Annotated in this window: 23 protein-coding genes; 2 read left to right on the plus strand and 21 right to left on the minus strand. The window is 67.6% G+C overall.

Annotated features, from left to right (window positions below):
- Positions 1–76: 76 nt before the first annotated feature.
- The 3 genes from ACWD68_RS07080 to ACWD68_RS07090 form a co-directional block, all read right to left on the minus strand.
- A complete protein-coding gene (locus ACWD68_RS07080; protein ID WP_451805451.1) occupies positions 77–859 on the minus strand; it encodes an anti-sigma factor family protein in 783 nt (260 codons plus the stop codon).
- Positions 860–897: 38 nt separating this feature from the next.
- On the minus strand, positions 898–1,428 hold the full coding sequence (locus tag ACWD68_RS07085) for a sigma-70 family RNA polymerase sigma factor (RefSeq protein WP_037619265.1): 531 nt from the start codon (positions 1,426–1,428) through the stop codon (positions 898–900).
- A 225-nt stretch (positions 1,429–1,653) separates the two neighbouring features.
- Positions 1,654–2,241, minus strand: a complete 588-nt coding sequence (locus ACWD68_RS07090) for a CGNR zinc finger domain-containing protein (RefSeq protein ID WP_451805452.1) — start codon at positions 2,239–2,241, stop codon at positions 1,654–1,656.
- A 288-nt stretch (positions 2,242–2,529) separates the two neighbouring features.
- Between ACWD68_RS07090 and ACWD68_RS07095 the strand changes: the two genes are divergently transcribed.
- Positions 2,530–3,084: an anthrone oxygenase family protein gene (locus ACWD68_RS07095; RefSeq protein ID WP_451805453.1), complete on the plus strand. Its 555-nt coding sequence runs from the start codon at positions 2,530–2,532 to the stop codon at positions 3,082–3,084.
- Here ACWD68_RS07095 and ACWD68_RS07100 read toward each other — a convergent pair.
- The 3 genes from ACWD68_RS07100 to ACWD68_RS07110 form a co-directional block, all read right to left on the minus strand.
- Positions 3,033–4,184, minus strand: a complete 1,152-nt coding sequence (locus ACWD68_RS07100; RefSeq protein WP_451805454.1) for a uroporphyrinogen-III synthase — start codon at positions 4,182–4,184, stop codon at positions 3,033–3,035. The genes ACWD68_RS07095 and ACWD68_RS07100 overlap by 52 nt on opposite strands.
- A 122-nt stretch (positions 4,185–4,306) precedes the next feature.
- A complete protein-coding gene (locus tag ACWD68_RS07105) occupies positions 4,307–5,689 on the minus strand; it encodes a nitrate/nitrite transporter (protein WP_451805455.1) in 1,383 nt (460 codons plus the stop codon).
- An 858-nt stretch (positions 5,690–6,547) separates the two neighbouring features.
- On the minus strand, positions 6,548–7,171 hold the full coding sequence (locus ACWD68_RS07110) for a hypothetical protein (protein WP_451805456.1): 624 nt from the start codon (positions 7,169–7,171) through the stop codon (positions 6,548–6,550).
- A gap of 310 nt (positions 7,172–7,481) precedes the next feature.
- Between ACWD68_RS07110 and ACWD68_RS07115 the strand changes: the two genes are divergently transcribed.
- Positions 7,482–8,033 carry a hypothetical protein gene (locus ACWD68_RS07115; RefSeq protein ID WP_451805457.1) on the plus strand — a complete coding sequence of 184 codons (552 nt, stop codon included), beginning with the start codon at positions 7,482–7,484 and terminating at the stop codon, positions 8,031–8,033.
- On the opposite strand, the gene ACWD68_RS07120 is transcribed toward ACWD68_RS07115, so the two are convergent.
- From ACWD68_RS07120 to ACWD68_RS07190, 15 genes are all read right to left on the minus strand, one after another.
- The gene (locus ACWD68_RS07120) at positions 8,016–8,618 is read right to left on the minus strand and encodes a hypothetical protein (protein ID WP_451805458.1); all 603 of its coding nucleotides are present in this window, start codon (positions 8,616–8,618) and stop codon (positions 8,016–8,018) included. The two genes, ACWD68_RS07115 and ACWD68_RS07120, sit on opposite strands and share 18 nt — an antisense overlap.
- Positions 8,619–8,623: 5 nt before the next feature.
- A complete protein-coding gene (locus ACWD68_RS07125; RefSeq protein ID WP_451805459.1) occupies positions 8,624–9,985 on the minus strand; it encodes a hypothetical protein in 1,362 nt (453 codons plus the stop codon).
- Between the two features lie 26 nt (positions 9,986–10,011).
- On the minus strand, positions 10,012–10,314 hold the full coding sequence (locus tag ACWD68_RS07130) for a hypothetical protein (RefSeq protein ID WP_451805460.1): 303 nt from the start codon (positions 10,312–10,314) through the stop codon (positions 10,012–10,014).
- The gene (locus tag ACWD68_RS07135; protein ID WP_451805461.1) at positions 10,307–10,936 is read right to left on the minus strand and encodes a hypothetical protein; all 630 of its coding nucleotides are present in this window, start codon (positions 10,934–10,936) and stop codon (positions 10,307–10,309) included. The genes ACWD68_RS07130 and ACWD68_RS07135 overlap by 8 nt, the downstream gene beginning before the upstream one ends.
- A gap of 35 nt (positions 10,937–10,971) precedes the next feature.
- Positions 10,972–12,024: a hypothetical protein gene (locus tag ACWD68_RS07140; protein ID WP_451805462.1), complete on the minus strand. Its 1,053-nt coding sequence runs from the start codon at positions 12,022–12,024 to the stop codon at positions 10,972–10,974.
- Positions 12,012–12,668 carry a hypothetical protein gene (locus ACWD68_RS07145; protein ID WP_451805463.1) on the minus strand — a complete coding sequence of 219 codons (657 nt, stop codon included), beginning with the start codon at positions 12,666–12,668 and terminating at the stop codon, positions 12,012–12,014. The genes ACWD68_RS07140 and ACWD68_RS07145 overlap by 13 nt, the downstream gene beginning before the upstream one ends.
- A 284-nt stretch (positions 12,669–12,952) precedes the next feature.
- Positions 12,953–13,639 (minus strand): hypothetical protein, encoded by a 687-nt coding sequence (locus ACWD68_RS07150; protein ID WP_451805464.1) that lies wholly within the window; start codon positions 13,637–13,639, stop codon positions 12,953–12,955.
- A gap of 20 nt (positions 13,640–13,659) precedes the next feature.
- Positions 13,660–14,283: a hypothetical protein gene (locus ACWD68_RS07155; protein ID WP_451805465.1), complete on the minus strand. Its 624-nt coding sequence runs from the start codon at positions 14,281–14,283 to the stop codon at positions 13,660–13,662.
- Positions 14,284–14,373: 90 nt separating this feature from the next.
- Complete coding sequence (locus ACWD68_RS07160) at positions 14,374–15,714, minus strand: hypothetical protein (protein ID WP_451805466.1); 1,341 nt, start codon at positions 15,712–15,714, stop codon at positions 14,374–14,376.
- Positions 15,711–16,028 (minus strand): hypothetical protein, encoded by a 318-nt coding sequence (locus tag ACWD68_RS07165; RefSeq protein ID WP_451805467.1) that lies wholly within the window; start codon positions 16,026–16,028, stop codon positions 15,711–15,713. The genes ACWD68_RS07160 and ACWD68_RS07165 overlap by 4 nt, the downstream gene beginning before the upstream one ends.
- Before the next feature lie 44 nt (positions 16,029–16,072).
- Positions 16,073–17,119, minus strand: a complete 1,047-nt coding sequence (locus ACWD68_RS07170) for a hypothetical protein (RefSeq protein WP_451805468.1) — start codon at positions 17,117–17,119, stop codon at positions 16,073–16,075.
- On the minus strand, positions 17,107–17,763 hold the full coding sequence (locus ACWD68_RS07175; protein WP_451805469.1) for a hypothetical protein: 657 nt from the start codon (positions 17,761–17,763) through the stop codon (positions 17,107–17,109). The genes ACWD68_RS07170 and ACWD68_RS07175 overlap by 13 nt, the downstream gene beginning before the upstream one ends.
- 395 nt (positions 17,764–18,158) lie before the next feature.
- Complete coding sequence (locus tag ACWD68_RS07180; protein WP_451805470.1) at positions 18,159–19,532, minus strand: acyltransferase family protein; 1,374 nt, start codon at positions 19,530–19,532, stop codon at positions 18,159–18,161.
- On the minus strand, positions 19,529–21,763 hold the full coding sequence (locus ACWD68_RS07185; RefSeq protein ID WP_451805525.1) for a glycosyltransferase: 2,235 nt from the start codon (positions 21,761–21,763) through the stop codon (positions 19,529–19,531). Before ACWD68_RS07185 ends, ACWD68_RS07180 begins: the two co-directional genes overlap by 4 nt.
- Entirely contained in the window at positions 21,760–22,884 is a 1,125-nt protein-coding gene (locus ACWD68_RS07190; protein ID WP_451805471.1) for a hypothetical protein, read from the minus strand. The genes ACWD68_RS07185 and ACWD68_RS07190 overlap by 4 nt, the downstream gene beginning before the upstream one ends.
- Positions 22,885–23,104 lie beyond the last annotated feature (220 nt).

Raw genomic sequence — 23,104 nt, forward strand, 5'->3', positions numbered from 1 at the left:
CCTTCTGACGTGCTGGGCAGCCGTCAACCGTACGCGAAGGGAGGCCCGCCAGGCTACGTCCGCGCCCGGGGTTCGCTCACGCGTCCACTTCGACCAGTCGCTTCCCGTCGAAGGTCATGACCTCGAAGTGGTCGATCTGGTTCGGTGTGAAGGCCGCGCCTCCGTGTACGTAGAGGGGCTGCTTGGCCTCCTCGGTCTTGGCGTTGGGGATGCCGTAGCCCCACTTCGGGACCGCCCAGGAGGTCACCGTCTCGCGCTCGCCGTTCTTGCCGACGGCGATCAGGGAGCACTTGAGCGGGCCCTTGACGTTCTTCAGCTGGAGGACGGCGTGGGTGCCCCAGTCCTTCGGCTCCACGGCGACGACGGCGTTGACCTTGGTGCTCGGGTCCGTGGCCTCCGTCTTGTCGGTCATGACCTCGAAGGCGGCCTTGGCGGGGCTGGTGGCGTGCGCCTGCGGCACGTTCGTCCCACCGTCGCTGCCGCCGTTGACGGCCATGACGGTCAGCGGACCGCCGATGATCAGCGCGGCCGCGGCAGCCACCAGGTACATGCCGCGCCGGCGCTTCTGGACGCGCCGCGCCGAGACCTCGTCGACCAGCCGCTCCGCGAGCCGTGGGCTCGGGCGGGCCGAGAGGGACTCGCCGATGGCCGGGCTGCCCTGCGAGGCGGGCAGGTCCGCGAGCGCGGCGAGCATCGGCTCCATCCCGGCGAGCTCGTCGAGCTGCTGGGCGCACCACTCGCAGGTGGCGAGGTGTTCCTCGAAGGCTGTCGCCTCGGCGTCGTCGAGAATGCCGAGGGCGTAGGCGCCGACGGTCTCGTGGATGTCCCCGGACCCCTGCTGTCCTCGTGGACCTTGCATGGCTCCCGGCCCACCTGTTCCGTAACCCCCGTACGTGTTCACGCCGTCACCCCCCGCTCCTCCAGCGCCAGCTTCATCGAACGCAGGGCGTAGAACACCCGTGAGCGCACAGTGCCGCTGGGTATGCCGAGCGTTTCGGCCGCCTCATTGACGGTACGCCCTTTGAAGTATGTTTCGACCAGTACTTCCCTGTGAGCAGGGGTCAGGTCGTCCAGCGCGTCCGACAGTGTCATCAGCCACAACGCCTTGTCGATCTCGTCCTCCGCGGGGATGACCTCCAGCGGCGACGGGTCGACCTCCTGCGGCCGGGCCTGCCGACTGCGGTGGCCGTCGATGACGATGCGTCGGGCGACCGTCACCAGCCAGGGGCGTACCGAACCGGTCGCTCGATTGAGCTGGCCGGCGTTCTTCCAGGCACGGATGAGTGTTTCCTGCACAACGTCTTCGGCGCGCTGCCGGTCTCCGGCGACCAGGCGCAGCACATAGGCCAGCAACGGCCCCGCGTGCTCCCGGTACAGCGCACGCATCAGCTCCTCGTCGGGTTCTGTCGACGAGGACTGCTGAGACATGCGATGTCGGGCCCTTGGCCTGTGTTCATCAGCCACGGCTGAATCCTTGCGCACGCCTACCTCCGGTGTCCGGGGGTTCCCCCAGTCGGTCGCTCATCACCGGGTACGTCCGTAGGTACGCGGGTGTTCAAAGTGTTCAGGATTTTTTCTGTTGAAGATGTGTAGACAGCGAAAAGAATGCGTATCGATCACCTCACGTCACTGGCCCCTCACGGACGGGTGTGATCAGGCACGCGCCAGAGCCGCCCGGCGCCGATGCCGGGCCACTCTCTCCCGGTTGCCGCACACCTCGCTGGAACACCAGCGACGGCGCCGGCCCCGCGAGGTGTCGAGGTAGACGATCGGGCAGTTGTCGCCCTCGCACTGTCGCAGACTAGCCCTCGCCGGCGGGTCGGTGAGCAGGTCGAGGGCGTCGCGGGCGACCACGGAGAGCAGTTCGGCGCAGCACGGCGGTGTGCGCAGTGCGCGGCGCAGCGAGCCGTCGTCGGCGCGGACCGCCCAGGGCGCGGGCGGCGCGGCGAGGGCGGCGGCGTTGACGCGGGCGAGCGCGCTGTCGGCGGGCCGCGCGTCCAGCTCGCCGCGCACCAACTGGGCGATGTGTCCGCGCAGTTCCCGGAACCCGAGCAGCCACGCCGCGTCCACCGCGGGCAGCGCGGTTCCCGCGGGCACCAGCCCGGACGCGCTGACCCAGGCACCCAACTGGGCGGCAGAGTCGAGCCGTTCCTCGGGATGGGTGGTCGCCGTCAGATCCAGGCAGATCCGCCCGGAGTCGAACCGCAGCTCGTACGAGGCTGTGGCCATGCCCGATGCCATGCGCCTGTCACCGCCTTGGGGTCACCCGCCGTCGTACTCCCTACAGTGCATGCCCCGACGCCCCGCCGGAAGACTCCGTACCGCCCCCTTACCGGACGTGCACCGGCCGGGAACGGCGGAGGGCGCCGTCGGCATCGCGGCGGACCGCTTCGCCGAGCCCGAGCACGTGGTGGGACACAGGGTTCAGCACACGGGGAGGACGTGGTCGATCACGTCCTGGACGCCCACGTATGCGGCCGCGCGCCTCGGCCATGTCACCCGCGCCGCAGCGCCGGTTGACTGAGGGACATGACGGACAACAGCAGGGAACGGCGCGACACCGCCGCGGGTGTACTGGGTGCGGCCACGGTCGCGATGGGCCTGATCGCCGGGGTGTTCTACATCTTCGCCTGCGCCATCATGCCGTCGCTGGCCCGCAGCGACGACCGCGTCTTCATCGAGGTCATGCAGAACATCAACGACGTCATCCAGAACCCGCTGTTCTTCCTGAGCTTCCTGGGCGCCCTGGTGCTGACGGCGGTCTCCGCCCGGCAGTTGCGCGGCGCGCCGAACCGGTGGTGGGTGTTCACCGCCCTCGCCGCCTACACGCTCGTGTTCCTCGTCACCGTGGCCGTGAACATCCCGCTCAACAACGGCCTCGCGGACGCCGGCGACCCGTCGCGGATCGCCGACCCGGCCGCCGTGCGCGACCGGTTCGAGGACACCTGGGTGGCCTGGAACGTCGTACGGGCCCTGCTGTCGACGCTCGCGCTGGCCTGCCTCACCCGTGCCCTGTTCCTGTACCGGCGGCCTCAGACGTCGGCGTACTTGGAGTCCGCGGCCGGGTCGAGCGCGAGCCGGTAGCCCCGCTTGACGACCGTCTGGATCAGCTTGGGCGCGCCGAGTGCCGTACGCAGCCGGGCCATCGCCGTCTCCACGGCGTGCTCGTCACGGCCGGCGCCGGGCAGCGCGCGCAGCAGCTCGGCCCGCGCCACCACCCAGCCGGGCCGGCGCGCGAGCGCCCGCAGCAGTGACATCCCGGCGGGCGGCACGGGCCGCAGTGCCCCGTCCACCAGCACCGCGTGCCCCCGGATCTCCACCCGGTGTCCGGCGATGGGCAACGCCCGCGCCCGGCCGGGCAGCTCCCGGCACAGCAGTTGTACGAGAGGGCCGAGGCGGAAGCGCTCGGGCTGGACGGTGTCGATGCCGTGGGCCTGCAACGGCAGTGCGGTGACCGGGCCGACGCAGGCGGGCAGGACGTCGTGGTGCAGGGCGGCGAGGAGTTCCGCGTGCAGGCCGCGGTCCTCGGCCCTGGACAGCAGGGAGGCAGCGGCGGGCGCGCTGGTGAAGGTGAGCGCGTCCAGGCCGCGGGTGAGGGCCGCGTCGAGCAGCCGGTCGACGGGCCCGATGTCCTCCGGCGGCATCCACCGGTACACGGGCACGGGGACGACCTCGCCGCCGGCCGCCCGCAGCGACTCCACGAACCCGGGCAGCGGTTCACCGTGCAGCTGTACGGCGATACGGCGGCCGTCGACGCCCTCCTCGAGCAGCCGGTCGAGCACCTCGGCCATCGATTCGGAGGACGGCGACCAGTCCTCGGTCAGGCCCTGGGCCCGTATGGCGCCCTTGACCTTGGGTCCGCGGGCCAGCAGTTCCACCCCGCGCAGCCGTTCGATCAGTTCCTCGCCGAGGCCCCATCCGTCGGCGGCCTCGACCCACCCGCGGAATCCGATGGCGGTGGTGGCCACCACCACGTCCGGCGCGTGGTCGACCAACTCCTTGGTCGCGGTGAGCAGTTCGCCGTCGTCGGCGAGGGGCACGATCCGCAGGGCCGGCGCGTGCACGACGGTGGCCCCGCGCCGCTGGAGCAGCACGCCGAGCTCGTCGGCCCGGCGCGCGGCGGTCACTCCCACGGTGAACCCCGAGAGAGGCCCGTGGTCGGGTCGCTGCTGTTCGTCGTACATGGCTCTCGTCTCGCGCTCGTCGAGTCGTCGTACGGGTCTGTGCTGTCGTACGTCCGTGGCTGAGCCGAGCCTGTCAACGCACCGTGACAGGCTCGGTTCAACGTGATGTCGGGCGTGTTACGTCACACCTCCGCGTAGCTGAGCTGGGACTTCGCCTCGGTGGCGGAGGTGGCCCGTGCTCCGGTGGCGGCCGGGCGGCGAAGGTATACGGCCCAGGTGACCACGAAGGCGACCGCGTAGAAGGCGAGGAAGGTGACGAAGGCGCCGGTGCCGGAGCCGGAGCTGAGGAACGACTGCCGGAAGGCGAGGTTGATGCCGACGCCGCCGAGCGCGCCCACGGCACCGATGAGTCCCATGGAGGCACCGGAGAGCCGACGTCCGTAGCGGGCGGCCTGCTCCCCTTCGAGCCCCTTCGCCTCGGCCTTCCGCTGGAAGATGCCGGGGATCATCTTGTACGTCGACCCGTTGCCGAGCCCGCTGAGCACGAAGAGCACCACGAAGACGCAGACGAAGACCGGCAGCGACTTCTCGCTGCTGGCGACCACGAGGATCCCGGTCGCCGCGGCCATGGCCACGAAGTTCCACAGCGTGATCCTGGCGCCGCCGTAGCGGTCGGCGAGCCATCCGCCGACGGGCCGGATCAGGGAACCGAGCAGCGGGCCGATGAAGGTGAGGTAGGCGGACTGGAGCGGCGTACGCCCGAACTGGACCTGAAGGACCTGCCCGAAGGCGAAGGCGTAGCCGATGAACGACCCGAAGGTGCCGATGTACAGGAACGACATGATCCAGGTGTGCGCGTCCTTCACGGCGTCCCGGGCGGCGCCGGTGTCGTTCTTCACGGAGGCGATGTTGTCCATGAAGAGGGCGGCGAGGACGGCGGCCACCACGATGAGCGGGATGTAGATCCCGAGGAGCACCCGCGGCCCGCCGCTCGCCCCGATGATGGCGAGCGCCACGAGCTGGATGACGGGGACGCCGATGTTGCCGCCGCCCGCGTTGAGCCCGAGCGCCCAGCCCTTCTTGCGCAGCGGGAAGAAGGCGTTGATGTTGGTCATGCTGGAGGCGAAGTTGCCGCCGCCGATACCGGCCAGCAGACCCACCACGAGGAAGGTGTCGAACGAGGTGCCGGGCTTCATCACGACGAACGCGGCGACGGTCGGCACGAGCAGCAGACTCGCGGACACGATGGTCCAGTTCCGGCCACCGAAGAGCGCGACCGCGAAGGTGTAGGGGACCCGCACGACGGCGCCGACCAGCGTCACCATCGAGGTGAGCAGGAATTTGTCGGCCGGGGTGAGCCCGTACTCCGGCCCCATGAACAGGACCATCACCGACCACAGGGTCCAGACCGAGAACCCGATGTGCTCGGACAGCACGGAGAAGAGCAGGTTGCGCCGGGCGACCTTCTCCCCCTTCTCGGCCCAGAAGACCTCGTCCTCCGGATCCCACTCCTCGATCCAGCGACCGCCCCGCGCAGGGGCTGTACTCGTGGCTGGGGCAGTCATCTCACGCCTCCATTGGTTCTCCGGGCTTACTGGCCTGCTGTTTCCCGAAGGTAGGGAGGACGCGTTTCCGCGCTGTGCCTGTGGGTGACCGGAAGGGAACGTTGCTCTCACCCGCTCCCGGACCCGACGGTGAGGACGGGGCGGGAACCGTGAAGGCACCTCGGCCGCAGGGCCGGTCGGGCCGCCCGTCAGACGGCGGCGTGGTGGTACGAGGGGATGGCCCATTTCCCGCCGCCGGGATCACGGAGAACACCTGGGTCGCACGGCGTAGACGGTCGGAGGACAACCGGTCGGAGGGCAGCCGGTCGGAGAGCAGCCCGGTCGGAGGGCAGCCGCTCGGAGGGCAGCCCGGTCACAGGGCAGCCGGTCGGAGGCCAGCCCTGTCGGAGGGCAGCTCTCCCTCACTGGTCGGCAGAACCCCGGCCTCGCTGACCCCGACGGCGGTGCCGGGCCGCGGGAAGCGGCCCGGCGCGTACGACCGCTACGACCGCTACGACCAGCTACGACGCCGAGCGCGCGTCGCTGCGCACCTGGCTGAACCGCATCGCCACCAACCTCTGCCTGACCGCTCAGCCTGACCGCTCAGCCCGACCGCTCTGCGCGGACGCGCCCGCGGACCTCTGCCGTCGGGCCTGGTCGGCGCGGTGGAGGATCCGGCGGCGCGAATGACGACGAGGGCGGAGGCGCCGTGGCTGGAACCGTTCCCCGACGGAGGCGGAGCAGGAGCCGGGCTCGCCTCCGGCATCGGGGCGACGGCCGGGGATCCCTCGGGAGGGTCGCCGCCCGGGGCCGGCTGCAGGTCTTCACGACGGACCGGGGCGCGGTGAGCCACACCGTGGCCTTCCAACTGCCGACCGTCTAAGTAACGGCGCCGGGCTGGACTGAGTGTGAGACCTGCTGGCCGTACGGGCCGGGGGCTGGGGGCGCGTAAGGGCCAGGAGCCGGAACCGGGGGCTGGTTCTGCGGCTGGGCGGGCGCTTGGGCCGAGGGGTGGACCTGAGCCTGGGCAGGACCGACGTAGGGGCCGCCCGGCTGACCGGCGTACGGGCCTTGCGGGGCGTACGGGGCACTGCCCGGTTGAGAGGTGTACGGACCCTGCGGGGCGCACGGGGTGTAGGGGCCGTAAGGGCCGGCAGCCGTCCGTGCGGGGCCGTACCCCGCCGTAGGCGGCAGATACCGCACCCGCCCGCCCTCCTCCGTCACGGGCGCGAACCCGGCCGCCCGCAGCAGCGCCGCGAACTTGGCGTTCCTCTTGCGCGTGACGACGAGGCCGACACCGAGGGCGACCATCAGCACCGCCCACAGGATTCCGGCCACGGTGTAGGCGGAGGAGTCCCCGCCGGCCCGCACCCCGAGCACGACGCACCCGACGCTGAGGCCGACCGCCGCGTACACCATCCGCTTCTCGGCGTTCTTGCCGGTGAGGTCGAAGTTGATGCGAGCCTTGAGGAGTTCGAGCGCGTCAGGGACGACAGCCGGCAACGAGACCCCGTCACCGGCCTGCGGATACTGCGCCCAGTTCTGCGCGGCACGCGTCCGAGCCGGATCTGCCGTTTACTCATGCCGCCCCAACTCCCCACCGGACTTGCCCATTCACACCAGCAACCGGCCCAGCCTTTGACGCAGCCTCATCTCCGTAGAACCGCTAGGCAATCCGGTTTACCGGACCTTGACCCGATTTAGACGGCCGGCAAATCGGCACCGCCGGCCTCCCCGGACGCAGCTACTCTCATGGACCTCCCTCGCAGCGCCCACTATCGTCAATCGCACTTCGCAAAGAACGGGAGACTTCATGTCCGCTGGATCAGAGCCCGGACAGCCTGAGGTGAGGAGCCCGCGGCACTCGAAGGTTCAAAATGTCGCGTTCGCCGCTGGAATCATTGCAGTCCTGGCCACCATGACCCTCGGAGCCTTCGCGGGTGTTTACCTGACCACCAGCCTTGCGGACGATTCCATCCTCTCGAACGCGGTACCGGCGGACGGACGTAACAGCCTCGTGGTCGGCGGTATTGGCGTGGGCGGCCTGACAGGGCTCTTGCTCCCTCTGATCCTTGCGGGTGTCGTGAAGGGAACGGAGGAGAAGCCGCGACTTCGGCCGACCGAGGCCTTCCGAACCGTGCTGGCTCTTCTTGTCTTTGATGTGTATCTGCTGGCCGTCGCTGTGATCGTGGCCCAGTTCGGGAGGATCCTCCCCGAGGGCTTGACCGTACTACTGAGTGTCTTCGCCATCGGATTCAGCTGGATGCCCCTGGCTCTGATCCCGTGGGAGAGGTTCGGGGGGCTCCCCGTTGCGGGTGTACGCCTTGACTCAGCCGGCGGGTCAGACTCACACAAGCTTGATTGATTCGGCCAGGGCATCGGCCACCGTCGCCAGCTCATCACCCAGCCCCAAGGAAGTCCAGAGCAGCCGGGCCTCCAACACCACCGGGTGCAGGTGAGGCAAGACGTAGTGGGCGACCCCTTCGATCACTTCCCCACCGGCGGATTCAGGGGCACTCGGCTCCATACGATGGACCCGTACTGCGGATCCCACTGGGAGATCGGCTTCCGAGATCGAAGGGCTACCGAAGAAGGGACCTTCAGCCAGCTCAGCCTCACGGCGGAGGGCTTCCAAACTCAGGAGTTCCCGGGAGACAGGCAGTTCTCTCACTGTGTAGCTCGCCAGTACGGGCCCACCCACAGGGGCCAACAGCGCCGCACAGATTGCTCGCTGGCGAATCGCGGCAGCCCAATACCACAGGACATCCTCAGCGAAAGCGTCACGCCGATCGACGCAAGCGACGACGCCGCCGTGGTATTCCGCGGCCGAATGGGCCTGGACTTGCGGACTGCCGGCATCGAGGTCAAGAACCAACCAGCTTTCGGGGGCAGGCAGCTCGACCCTGCACTCACTCCAGCCGTGCTCGGAAACCTCCATACCGAATGCCACGGCGGTCACCTTCCGGCAAGAGAGGCGTCGGGACCAGTGACATCCATCTCCGGTTCACCCGCGAAGATGCCTTGGAAGCTGTACGAGTCGGAACTCGCTCCGGTGCCAGTGGCGGCAAGCGCCCACGAGTTGTAGTGCATCGCCTGCTTGAATGCATCAGGAGTTCCGATGAAGTTGAGGTCGGCCGAACTGACATTCCTCATACGGCCGAGCTCGTCCACCATGCCTGGCCCAACGTACATGCTGGCAAGGCCGCGCGCTCCACCGACGTTCCAGGCATTCCGAACCGCCGCAACGTTGTCGCCCACCTTGAAGACATCCCGCCAATTGCTCCGGATCGCGCCGAGGTCGTCCGCGAAGGAACGAGGCAGCCCCTTGAAAGCGGCTCCGAGGCTGACGTCTGGTCGCGCCGCGCGAGTAACGGCTCCGGCCCGCGTGCCCACCATCTCCTGGACGAGGGTCCGACGTGCCGCCGAGCTGAGGCCGGGATTCCAACCACGCACGTACTGCGTCGCGGCTGTCCAGACCTTGCTGCGCCCGACCGTGGCAGCGAGTTTCGCTCCCGATGAGAAGACCCGCCCGATTCCGAACGTCGCCAGCCCCAAGACGTCCAAAGCCACGTCCTGCCACGATCCATCGCCATTGATCAGGAGAAGCACGTGACAGATCAGCGACAGAACTGTCATGGCGAGCGCGATCGCGCCAAGGACACCCGCAATCGCCTGTCCGATGATGGGGATCCACCCGACCAGAAGTGATAGAACTCCACATACTGCCGCGACGGCCCCGGCGATTTTACTGATCAAGTTGAGCGAGTCGCGCAGGTCGTCCAACCAACTGTCATTGAGACCATCACGCTCTGCCGCGTGGTGAATACGTTTCGCCGCCGAGTCGCCCGCGTGTTTGTGGCGGGTCTTCAAAGTCGCCAACTTGCCGCGCAGCTCGTCCAAACCGTCTCGCAACTCGGACGCCTTCTTATCGAGCTTGTTCTGGCTGTCGCCGTCCGTCCCCTCAGGCGGGTTGCCTGCTCGAGACTTCGCAGATGCCAGGTCCGCGGCCTGCGCTTCAGCCTGCCCGAGAAGCCCATCCGCCTCCTTCTGAATTGTCTCAAGATCGGTGTGGTACTCCTTGAGCGCGGCGCCGGCCTCTTCATAGCGGCTGTGCGCCCTGCTCACCGTCTTCGCAGTCTCGCCGGCCTTGTCGGCGAACTCCCGTCCCGCCTTCGAATCCCAGCTCTTCTGGTCTCCGACTCGACGCAGCGCAGCCGCAGTGTCGGAGATCGTCTTGGCCGTAGCCGTGAAACGGCGTGCCAGCGACTTCAGGTCGTGCACATCACCGGGAACAGGGTCACTGCTCTCGTCCAGCACCTCCCAGCGATGGTCAGCCGGGCGGGTCACTTCTTCTGCCCTTTGCCGACCAGAGCGCTGTAGAGGGCGGTGTCGAGTTCGACGTACGCCTTGGACGCTTCCTTGGCGATGGTTCCCAGCGCCTCGATATCCTTGATCATCTTCTCGCGATTGTCGTCCCAGTCGTCGGAAAAGTCCTGAAGTCTCTCGTGCAGCAGCTTGTGCCCGACAGTGCGTCGGTCGTAGGACTCCATAAGCCTGTCAAGCCCCACGAACTCCGTTGCCACTGTCCTCAATCCAGTTCCGACCGTGTGCAAGTCGTCGGTGGAGACTCTGAGACGTTCACTCATGCGGACCCTCCTTGCCACCGTCGTTCCGTGCCTGCCAGCGAAGAGTGCCTGCAACGGCGTCGAACAACTCCACCATCGCGTCGGCGATCGGCTCCATTGGAGTACTGAACGTGAGCATCAACATCTCGTCACCCCAGGGTCCAGGCACGAAATATTCAACGATCGTGTCGTCGAACTCTGATCCCAATTTCTTCGACTCACGTGTTCGTTCGGTGCGACGGCACCGAGCGGCCCTTCCTGCGGCCGGCAGGCTGACGGAAGTCACTTCGCCCCGTCCGGCGAGTGCGGCGACGGCGTCCAGGCTGTCGAACCGCTGATGAACGCGAGAGACCAGGAGTGACGCGGACAACGGGATGCCGGCTGCATCCAGGAAAGACAGATAAAGCACCACGCCGCCTTGGTCAGCGCCCGCGAGAGCAGCACCCGTCAGTTGTTGCTCAGCCTGCCGACGCAGAACGGGCTGATCCTCAACACCAGCGAACTGTCGCCGGATCAGCGCGCTCACGGATGCCTCGCGATCCTCTTGCGGCTGAAGCGGGATGCGGTACCAATCCTCGGGGGTGATCAAGCCGAACACACCGCCGCCACCGGCAGGCCGGGGCGACGCCACTTCCCCGCTCACTCCGGTTCTGTCACTCACTGGGGCTCACCCGGCTCTCAACGGTTGACGGATTGGATCTCTTGCACCACGACGTCCTGCTCGGCTCCGAACGTGCCGTCCGGCAGATTCCGGGCCTCGGCCACTCCGGTGCCCGTCCAGTGGATCTTCCAGGTGACAGTCGCCCTCAGCTTGTACGAGCCATCGCCCGAAGAACGCAGGTACTTCACCCCACAGGGCGGCGTCTGCTCGGCCTTGCCCTTCGCGTACGCCTCACCGATGTGATCGCCGGTGATCTCGCACACGCCGGAAGCGGGATACGTCTCTGCGTCTGCCGTACCGGGATCAATCCTGAGTGAAACCGGCTCCGCGGTCGTGGTCGCCGTCACGTTCAGCAGGGGCACCGACGCCGTCACCGACACCGGCTTGAACTTCGCCGTGTCCAGCCACGCCCACGTCGGCAGATTCACCTTCGTCGTACCCGCCGGAGCAAGGTCCACCTTCGTCGACGGCACCCGAATCTCCGCATACGCCAACTGCGCCAGCATCTCCGGCGTGATCGCCTCCGGAACATCCGCCGGCGGGGCATCACCCGTGTCCACCCAGAAGATGCCCTTGTCGCACTTGAGCGCGCCCGGGTCACCCTCACGGCCTTCAGTGACGTACGAGTCCCACCAATATCCCTTGTCTGCCTTGGCCTTGTTGAAGTCCTTCGCCTCGCCGCCATTGACGTACTTGTCACGCTGCTCCAAGTCCCACTCGGGACCCGTCGACTCCGCATTCCAGATCGGCTCCAAATACTTCTGCAGCTGATCCGGCGTGTACTTCGGAGCGTAGTAACAAGCAGGCGGAGTCCACGCACCCGACGAAGAAGTCACCGGCCCGGCAGAACCACCCGACCCATTCTTCGAACGATCAAAGACAACAGCACCCGCCGTCGCCGAGAGGCTGCCTCTACCGTCCGAATCGCCGGACGCTTTGCCACTAGGAGGGGGTGTCTGAGCACCACCGCCGATCTTGTTGTCAGCCATGGCAGGCGCGGCACTTAGACAGAAGGAACCGATCAGCGCAGAAGAGATCAGAACTCGTGAACCGGCGCTCAGGGCTGGCACTTTGCACTCCCCCTCTGGGAAAGAAGCTTCTCGATGACCCATACACCCTTGTCGTTCTTGTGCAGCTGGGTGTTGTAGAGAACGTAGCTATTCTTCGTAACAGCTGTCTTGTCGACCTTCCTCGGCTTCAGATACATGTCGTACGCCTCGCTCTGGTCCTCGCAGTACACGAGTGATGCGCTGCCAGAGCTATCCACGTTCACTGCCGCGTCGTAGTACCGATAAGCCCCAGTTGTACGAGCCTTAGCCTTGACGTAAGCCTCGATAAACTTCTGAGTTTCCGCGGCTGCTTCACCCTCGTAGTAGTAGAGATATGCCTTGTCTAGGGCGTCTTGGTTGGCAATGGCCAGGTCGACAGCCTTGATGGACTGCTCACTGTCCGCCAGAATCGCTTCCTTTTCCTTGTCGCCCGTCTTACGCCACTCGAAGTTGTAGTGGAGATCCGTCGGCAGCTCGATCTTCGGTCGTCCCGCGGAGGCCGTCGCGCTCGCCCCAGGCGAAGCCGACGTCTCTCCCCCGGTGTCCGCCCCGGCGATCTTGTCGTTGCCCTTCGGCTTCTCGTCACCCCCGCCGCACGCGGTCAAAAGCAGCGCTGCTGTCGCTCCGACGGCGGCTGTGACAAGCAAGCGGGGACGGCGGTTCACGGCAGACTCCTGTGCGACGTGGGGTGCAGAAGGGCAACAACACGCTATCGGGGGCCCGTGCGACGACACCAGAGCGAATGACGCCACGCAGAGCACAGGAGCTGGGCATAGAGCCTCATAGCGTGGCCAACCGGCTGCTCAGAACCTTCGATCGAGTGACGGTGCACCGTGAGGCAAATCACCGAGTTGGCGTCCGCAAAGCCCTCCGTCCAGGAGCTCCATCGGCGAAACGGCCGCCCTCTTCAAGCTTCCTGACGCACCACCATGACCTTCCGCCCCCGCGATCACGACACTTCAGCCACCGAGGTCAGAGGATTGACGAAGGTGGCCAGGGAGGCGATGTGGCGGAGGATCGCACGGTACTGCTCACGGTGTCCGACAGCCGTCGTGCTCAGCGTGAACACAGCCAGTCGTCTGCAGTCCGGGTGCGGCAGGTGAGCGTGGAACTGGACCAAGGGCAGCTGAGGAAGGCCGCTGTCGGCTCTGGGGGTATGCGTGGTTTCGCTGAACGTGGCCGGACCACAGGGAAGTTCGACGTATTCGACGTGCGCCTGCCCGTCGGGACCACTCACCGCGCGAGCGGCTGTCACAGCTCGCGGCGACACCGCCATTGCCCGCCAGGACACGGTGAAGAACGACAACAGCGGTCGATCGCCGCTCGTGTCCCTCTCATCGACGTCATCACGGTGCAGTCCGATCGAGCAATGGACCGTTCCGACCTCCCGCAGAGCACCGAGCAGTTGCTGCCCCTGTGCGAACTGGGCAATGAACCGCTGCCGGGCCACCTCGTCGGGAGCCGACTCGAGAAGCGGCGCGAGAGCGGTGCGCAGATCATCGGCAGCCACGGAGTCCGGTAAGGGGAGCAGCGCATCGAGGGGCACAGCGGTGAAACCTGCGGGTTCCGCGAACCAGATATCAGCGTCGGGGTCTTCGGCTGAGTCTGCGACGGTGAAGTGGGGGGCCGTGGTCATCGAGTCCTGCCAGGTACGAGTCAGTACGTACGCGGGTGCGGGCGCACCGGGTCGGGAACATGAGCGCCGGAGCGGCGGGCACGTTCGAGGGCGGCCGGGCTTGCGTTCCAGTCGACCGGCTCGATGCCCCGGCGGCCCGTGGCGGTGCGTTGATAGAGCAGATGAAGCCTCTTGGGTGCCTCGCCGTTGCGGCTTGTGGCAGCGATGACGGCGATGAAGCGGGGGTCGCCGGCGAACCAGAGCGGTTCGATCTGCGCCTTCAGCTCCAGCTTCGTACGCGCCGAACCGAAGCGTCGCATCCACCAGAAGGTGCGCATGCCGGAATGGAAAAGCAGCGGGATCCGCTCTTCCGGCTCCTCCGGATTGGGCAACTCCAGCCACATCTCATCCTCTTGAGCCTGAGGATGCTTGTTCCGGCCCCGGGGGACGCCGGTGAGGAGCTGCCAGGGGTACTGCCAGAGGACTCGCTGGATTTGGATGGAGGGTCGGATGTAGGCGAGTTGGAGGACGGCTCGGAACGCCGAATAGAGGAGGACTGGAATGAAGAGAAAGGCGTAGCCCGGGCTCAGAAACGATACAAGCACCCCTAGCGAGCCGATCCAGACTGCGGTCCATCCCGCAAGGCGCGCAGCAATCATGATCATGTGTCGGATCCAAGCGCGTTGGGTTGGCGAATGGTCCCAAGCAGTCCGGCAATTGGTCGGGTTCACGCGGTGCGAGCCTCCTGCTCAGATCTAGAACACGTGACGGGCAACATCGAAAAGGGCTCCGCCGTCAAGACCCAGCCGCACTCCATCGATGCCTGCTACGGAGCCGTCCTTGATTCCGTCATCGTCCGTGTCTACGGCGGTCATGGCCAAACCGAAGCCTGCAGTGGTCACGCCGACCGAGGCGGACGTGACCTCGACTGCCTTAGTGACTTGGGCTGCTCGGGCGCCTCGAATCGTGAAGCCGAGCAAGGAGTTGTCCAGGTCGGAGATGGCTTTCGCCTGCTCCATCGTTCCACCGCCGAATCGGGCAACGCGTTGACCGATCGTAAGAACCTCCCCCGCTTCGCCAGTCGCCCTGAGTGCGGTCGCCGCCCCTTTCCAAGTCGCACCGAGGCCAGGCAGCGCACCGAGGGCGTCGCCCCCGACAGTGACAAAGTTGCTCCAGAAGTCGGTGTCGAGCTCACCATTCGTGAAGCCGTCTTTGAGCGATGCCCACACCGTTGGGTCCTGAGTGATCCGCAATGACAACGACGTCGCACTCAATGCTGCAGCGCAAAGCAGCAGTACCGCGGCAGCTGTCCCGCCTGACACGACAAAGAGCGCCACCAGACCGACTACCGCTGCCACCGTGCTCAGAATGTCCGGCAGATTCTCACTCAGCCAGTCGAGTGCCGAGTCGAACCAGCCCGGCTCATGCGGGGCCAGCTTCTTCGTGGCGTCACGGATCTTGGCCGCTCGGTGCTGTGCCTGGTGCTCATGTTCGTCCGCGAGTTTCCGCGCCTTGCCGCGGATCTTCTGGAGGGCGTCCTCGGCGTCCTCCACTGCCGAGTTCGCCTTGGTCAGGGCCTTCTGCGCCTCGTCGTGCCCGGCACCCTTCTTGTCCAGGTCGGGGCTGTCACCCGCCTCGGCGGCGTGGCCCTTCGCCCGGTCCACGGCGGCCTGCGCTTCCTTCGCGTCCTCTTCGAGTCGCTTGGCGCGCCGCTGGAAGTCGTCGAGTTCGCCTTCCCAGCGGTCGAGTTGTCCGGCCGCCTTGCGAATGGAGCGTGCGAGGTTCCTCAGGTTCAGAGGGAGCGGGCCGCCGTCCAGCTGCTCGCGGAAGGCGACGGCCGCGTCGCCCTTCCAGTAGCTGCCGTCCATCAGCTTGGTGACGAGGTCATGCGTCTCTTCGAGTACCTTCGCGCATCCTGTGAGTTTCTTGCGCAGGCCGCTCACGGTCTCTGTACTGCCCGGCACCGGATTGAACTCCAGGTGCGGGTAGTCCGGGTTGGGGATGTGCGGGGCCGACTTGAGGCCCTGTGGCTTTGCGCGGTCGGCGCGGGACTGCGGATCGAGTGCCGCTCCTGTTTCCCCGGGCGGGTACGTCACCTCGTACCGCCGCCGTTGCCGGTGCCGGCCTTATGCAGGGATTGTTCCAGGGCCTTGTCCACCTCGCGGTAGCTGTCCCTGCTCTTCCCGATGATCTTGGCCAGGTCCTCGGTCTGCTCACCGATCTGGTCGGCTCCGTACTTCCAGTTGTCCTGGAAGTCCTCGCAGGCACAGTCGAGATCGTCGGTGCCCAGACCGCTGACCGTGGCGTCCTCCAACGCCTTGCGCAGGCCCTTCAACGAGTCGGTCGACGTCCTGAGCATCTTCATGAAGTGCGACAGCTCATCGCCGTCGACGGCCAACCGCTCCGCCACGCCCTCTGCCTCTTCCGGATCTCAGTGAGTCCGGAGGGCCGGACTCAACGGTTGACGGATTGGATCTCTTGCACCACGACGTCCTGCTCGGCTCCGAACGTGCCGTCCGGCAGGTCTCGCTCTTCAGGTATGCCGGTGCCCGTCCAGTGGATCTTCCAGGTGACGGTCGCCCTCAGCTTGTACGAGCCATCGCCCGAAGAGCGGAGGTACTTCACCCCACAGGGGGGCGTCTGCTCGGCCTTGCCCTTCGCGTACGCCTCACCGATGTGATCGCCCGATATCTCGCAGACGCCCGACGCGGGATACGTCGTGGCGTCGTCCGTCCCCGGGTCGATCTTCAGAGAGACCGGCTCCGCGGTCGTGGTCGCCGTCACGTTCAGCAGGGGCACCGACGCCGTCACCGACACCGGCTTGAACTTCGCCGTGTCCAGCCACGCCCACGTCGGCAGATTCACCTTCGTCGTACCCGCCGGAGCAAGGTCCACCTTCGTCGACGGCACCCGAATCTCCGCATACGCCAACTGCGCCAGCATCTCCGGCGTGATCGCCTCCGGAACATCCGCCGGCGGGGCATCACCCGTGTCGACCCAGAAGATGTCCTCGGTACAGTCACCGGCGGCCGGGTCGCCCTCGCGCCCCTCAGTGACGTACGAGTCCCACCAGTAGCCCTCGCCGGCCTTGTCCTTGTTGAAGTCCTTGTACGGCTTCCCGTTCACGTACTGGTCGCGCTGTTCCGCATCCCACTGATACCCCGTCGAGTCGACCCCCCAAATCGACTCCTTGTACTTCTGCAGCTGGGCCGGGGTGTACTTCGGGGCGTAATAGCAGGCAGGCGGGGTCCACGTACCTGACGAAGAGGTCACCGGGCCGGCCGATTCGCCCGACCCGTTCTTCGAACGGTCGAAGACCACGGCACCGGCGGTGGCGGACAACGTGCCGTCATCCGTGGCGTCTCCGTGCGGCTTGGGTGTGGTGTTCTCGTTGCCTTCGCCACCACGGCCGCCGGCATACGCGACTTGGGGGGCGAGCGCCGCAATACAGAGGAGAGCTATGGCTGTCACCGACCTCGGTGAACGCTTCACGGCTGGCACTGGTCAGCACCCCGCTTCGAGATGACGTTGGTGGTCTGCCACACACCGTCCGAATTCTTGACCAGCTTGGTGTTGTACAGCACGTAGCTGTCCGCCGAGGTCGGCGTCTTCTCGGGCTTGTTCGTCTTCCGGTTCTTGAGGAAGGACTTGCTTTCGTCCGAGCAATAGATGACAGCCGCACTGCCGTCGGGACGAAACGAAACCTGGCGGTCGAAGTAGCGAGTGGTTCCCGTCCATGAACGATCGTCGTCCAAGTAGCCCTTGACGAACGTCCTCGCGCTGTCCAGGGCGCCTTCTGCGCTGTAGAAGCCCAAGGCCTCGGTACTCATGCTTCCTTGGAAGATCGCGTCATCAATGGAGTTGATGCGCTGGGCGTTGTCCGCGAGCACCGCGTCTTTCTTGGCGTCGCCGGTCTTCTGGCCCTCGAACACGTTCCGCGCATCGGAAGGGAACTTGATCGTGGGCCGGCTCCCGGTGGCCGTCGCACCCGCCCCAGGCGAAGCCGACGTCTCTCCCCCGGTGTCCGCCCCGGCGATCTTGTCGTTGCCCTTCGGCTTCTCGTCACCGCCGCCGCACGCGGTCAGAAGCAGCGCTGCTGTCGCTCCGAGGGCGGCTGTGACGAGCAGGCGGGGGCGGCGGTTCACGGCGGACTCCTGTGCGGCGTGGGGTGCGGAAGGGCAGCGACACGCTATCGGGGGCCCGTGTGACGACACCAGTGCGAATGGCGCCGAGCGGGGAACAGGAGCTGGGCATAGCGGTTCATAGGGTGACCAACTGGTCGGCCGGAACCTTCGATTGAGTGATCCTGCGGGTGGGACGCGTCACCGGGTTGGCCACCGCAAAGCCTTGCGGTCGGGCAGGACCGGAACCGCGCGTCCCCGACGGGAACACATCACCGTCGCCAGGGCCCGGCCGAGGGCGGTCACGCGCTCGACCCGCCCGGCAGAAACCGTCGCCGGGATCCGGCCGGGGGCGGTCGCACGTTCAACCCGCCCCCGGCAGGACCTCGTTGCTCAGTCTCGTCGCTCGGTCTCGTCGCTCAGCTCTTCCCCCGACGCCCCCGCGCCGGGCGTCCCGCGGGCTTGCGGGTCTTGGAGCCGTTCGGCCAGAGCCGTGGGCTTCGCTTCGCCGCGATGTCCTCGATCCAGCCGAGGCCCAGGATGGTCAGGCCGATCAGCGGCCACACCAGGACGAACATCCACACCATGTACGTCGTGTCGAGGGCCGCGACGGCGCGGTCGTCCTGCATGAAGGGGAGGTTGTACAGCTGGTCGAGGATCGGGACCGTAGCCATGATGAGCATGTTGTGCCACAGGTAGATCGTGACCGCGCGGTTGTTGGACAGCGTCACCAGCTTGTCCCACTTGGCCAGGCGGCCAGGCAGTTGCTGCCAGGACGGGCTGTACACGAGCAGGATCACCACGAACCCGAAGGACCACATCGCGTCGGCCAGCGGGATGTCGTTCAAGTCCCAGCCGTCGGGGCCCAGATGGCCCGAGGCCCACCACAGGGCGAAGGCCATCAGCAGGGTCGAGCACGAGATCGCGATGTAGCGCGGGATCTTCGCGAGCATCCCGTCGTGGTGGGCGAAGCCCAGCACCCAGCAGCCGCCGAAGACGGCGAAGTCCGTGATGGCGTTGCCCAGTTCGCCGGGGATGGTGAAGATCCCGGTGCCGACCACCGCCGTGAGCACGAGAGGAGCCAGCAGGGTCGCCCACGGGGCACGGCGGAAGGCCCACAGAAGGAGCGGGGAGGCGACGACGAACCACAGGTAGGCGCGCAGGTACCAGAGCACGCCCGCGCTCTGGACCGCCCAGGTGTCCTCCAGCAGACCCGACTGGGAGCCGATCTTCCAAGGGAACGGCGGGGCGCCGACCGGGACGATGTAGTTGAGCAGGTCGACCAGGCCCCAAGTACCGCCGTGGTCCGGGTCGTTCACGGGGTTCCAGCCGCCCGCGAACATCATGGCCAGCGCCACCGCGCTGAAGGCCCAGAGCGGGGGCAGCAGACGCCGCACGCGCCCCCTGATCACACCCCACGCCGGACGCTTCAGCGAGCGCGCCATCAGCGAGCCCGCCAGCGCGAACATCACGCCCATGGAGGGGAAGAGGACCGTCAGCCACGCCCAGCCGAAGAGGTGGTACGCGACCACGCGGACCAGGGCTATGGAGCGGAGCAGGTCCAGGTAGCGGTCACGGCCGGGGCGGCTCGGAGCCGGCTTCTGTTCCGGCTGCGGCCCCTGGCCCGATGCCGGCGCCTGGCCCGGCTCCGGCTGCTTCCCCGGCTCCGGCGAGGTCCCCGGCTGCGAGGGCGGCCACGGCTGCGACGGTGCTCCCGGATACGGATGCGGGACCGCCGCCCCCGGGGTGCCCAGCGGCGGAGTCGCCCCCACCGGGTACTCGTGCGTGGTCATCCGACCGGCCTCCGTTCGTTCCCGCTCTGTGACGCCCGCTCCCGCGGGACCGATCCCGGCGCCTCCACCACGCCCGTGCGGCGCAGTTTCTGCCAGCGCAGCCGGCCGCCGGTGAGGGCGGTGATCCAGGACTGGAGCAGGACGACGTACATCAACTGCCGGTAGAGGATCTGCTGCAGGGGGAGCGAGATCAGGTGGGTCATGCGTTCTTTGTCCAGGCGGAAGGCGTATGCCGCGCAGACCGCCTGGACGGCGAGGACGCCGAGCCAGGCGATGATCGTCTTCTGGGTCGGGCCGAAGACGACGCCGTACAGGAGGAAGACGTCGATCAGGGGCGCGAGCAGCGGGGCCAGGACCATGAAGAGGGAGACCAGCGGCAGGCCGACCCGGCCGAAGCGGCCCGACGGACCCCGTTCGACCACGGCTCGGCGGTGCTTCCAGATCGCCTGCATGGTGCCGTACGACCAGCGGTAGCGCTGGGACCAGAGTTGCTGGACGGACTCCGGCGCCTCGGTCCAGGCCCGCGCCTTCTCGGTGTAGACGACGCGCCAGCCGTCACGGTGGAGGGCCATCGTGATGTCGGTGTCCTCGGCGAGCGTGTCGTCGCTCATGCCGCCGACGCGCTCAAGGGCGGAGCGGCGGAAGGCTCCCACCGCGCCCGGGATCGTCGGCATGCAACGCAGGATGTCGTACATACGACGGTCCAGGTTGAAGCCCATCACGTACTCGATGTGCTGCCAGGCGCCGATGAGGGAGTCGCGGTTGCCGACCTTGGCGTTGCCCGCGACCGCGCCGACCTGCGGGTCGGCGAAGGGCTGGACGAGTTCGCGGACGGTCGCCGGTTCGAAGACGGTGTCGCCGTCCATCATCACGATGATGTCGTGGCTGGCGTTCGCCAGACCCCGGTTGAGGGCCGCGGGCTTGCCGGCGTTGTGCTGGCGCACGACGCGTACGTTCGGCAGGCGCAGGTCCTCGACGATGCGGGCGGTGCCGTCGCTCGATCCGTCGTCGATGACGATGATCTCGATGGGATGCTCGCTGGCCATGAGGGAGTGCACCGTGTTCTCGATGCACTTGGCCTCGTTGTACGCCGGGACCAGCACCGACACCGGTTCGGTGATCGGTGTCGGGCCCCAGCGGAAGTCCTTGCGGCGAACCCGGCGGGCGTGTGCTGCGGAGAGCAGCAGCATCAGGCCGAAGCGGGTGAAGACCAGCACGCCGATGATCGCGATGCCGACGACCAGGACGTCGGTGGTCTTCTCCGAGGCCTGGACCAGGAAGATCCAGGCCTTGCCCTTCCAGAGGTCGAGGCCGGTCACCGGGGTGTGCGCGCTCGGCGCGTTCAGCGCCTCGGTGAGGTTCTCGAAGTCGTAGCCCTGCTTCTGGAGTTCGGGCACGAACCTGTCGAGTGCCTGCACGGTCTGGTGGCGGTCGCCGCCGGAGTCGTGCATCAGGACGATGGCACCCTTGCCGCCCTTGGGCGTGGCCCGGCGGATGATCTCGTCGACGCCCGGCTTCTGCCAGTCCTCACTGTCGGTGTTGTTGACGACGGTGATGTAGCCGCGGGTGCCGATGTACTGCGTCACCGGCCAGGACTTGTCGTCCATGGCGTCGGCGAAGGAGGAGTACGGGGGGCGGAAGAGGGACGTACGGATGCCCGCCGCGCCCTCCAGCGCCAGCTGGTTCTGCGAGAGCTCCCAGTCGATGCGCTTCTTGGACTGGTACGACAGGTCGGGGTGGTTGAAGGTGTGCAGGCCGACCTCGTGGCCCTCCCGCACCATGCGCTCGACGAGTTCCGGGTAGCGCGAGGCCATGGTGCCGGTGACGAAGAAGACCGCGTGGGCGTGGTGCGCCTTGAGGACGTCCAGGACCTTGGGGGTCCAGGTGGGGTCCGGGCCGTCGTCGAAGGTGAGGACGAGACGGTGGTCCGGGACGCTCAGGCTGGTCGTACGCCCGCTGCGGGTGTCGATGACCGGGCCGCCGTCGAGGATCTTCTCCGGCACCTTGTCGGTGGCCGCCTCGGGCTGGATGCGGTGGTCGGCGAGGATCTCGCTGTGCACGTAGCCGCGCAGCATCAGCATCGCCATCAGCGCGACCAGGATGAGCGTGGGCAGCAGGAAGCGCATGGGCAGACGTCGGCGCCGGGCGTTGCGGTCCTGCTTCGGGGTGGTGCGGGAATCACGGCCCGGCGCGCTGGGCGCAGGACCGTGACGGCTGGTGCGGGACATCAGAGGAGGTTCTCCGGGGACGGGAGGGAGAGGGAGAGGGAGTACGGGGAGCTGAGAACGCTCGCCTGCGCGGACTCACCGCGGATCTGGGCGACGGGAGCCACCACGACGGAGAAGGCCAGCGCTTCGGCGCCTGCCCCCGCTCCGTCGGAACCGCCGGTGCCCGCGGTCTCCGTGGGATCGGCCGTGGCGCCGGGGGTGGTGGCGGTGGCGGTGTCCGTTGGCGGGTCGACCACGGGGTTGCTCGGGTCGGGGTCCGGGTCCTTGGTGGTGGCGCCGGGCTTCGGCTTCTTCGTCGTCGACGTCGTCGGCTTGGGGTCGCTGGACGCGCTCGGGGAGGCGGCCTTGTCCGAGGCGCCGGGTGCGGGGGTCGACCCGGGCGAGGGCGTCGTGCCGTCGTCGGCCGTCGCCACCGCGCCGGGTGCGGTGGCGTTGCCGGTGCCGGACGGGTCCACCGACTGGGAGGGCAGCGGCGAGGTGTCGACCTGGCCGGCCGGCTGGTCCTTCTCCTGGCCCGGGACCGGGAGCCAGGGCGCGTTGGAGTTGCCCGACAGGAGTGTGGCGACGATCACGACGGCGTAGACCGCGCAGGCCACGGCGACGAGCATGCCGAGCCGGCGGAAGCGGCGGCTGCGGCGGCCGGACTCGTCGACGAAGACGGGGGCGTCCGAGGCCTCCTGGGACGTCGGGGCGCCCTTGGCCTGCTGGACCAGCCAGTCGTCGAGCCGGCGGCCCGCGCCGTCGAGCTGGACCGTGACCTCGTGCGGGTCATGGGTGTGCTCGGGGTCCTCGGGGCGCTCCCAGGAAGAAGGCAGGGGACCGTCGAGGTCCGGCACGGGTCCGGAGAGCAGCTCGGTCTCCGGACCGTCGCTGAAGAAGGGCCGCGTCTTTGCCGTACGGGCGGCGAGGGCCGGCCCCGCGTCCGACTGGCCGGCGGAGGTGAACCACGCCCCGGGCGGGCGTCCGGAGGGCGAACCCGCCTCGGATGCACGGCCGGAGAACGCCTCGTCCTCCGTCACGAGACCGGCGAGCAGCTCGGTCTCCGGCTCCGGGGTTCGCTCGGAACGTCCGCCGGCTGCTCGCTCGGCGCGTTCCCCACGCTCAGGACTGATGCCAACTCCCATATTCGGCCACGAGGCCGTTTCACCGCCGGCCTTCGGCCAGGCGATCGTCTCCTTGGCTTCCGGCCCAGGTGACGGATCGATCAGCCGCCCGTCCGGCGGAGCGACATCTCGTCGAGCCGGTTGGGCGTCTTTCCGCCAGTTTTCAACGCGCACGTGCTTCCCCCCACGGGACAGTTCACGGGTGCGCGACGACTCCGGGCAAATACTCACCATGCCGTCC

Source organism: Streptomyces sp. NPDC005141, from assembly GCF_053599975.1.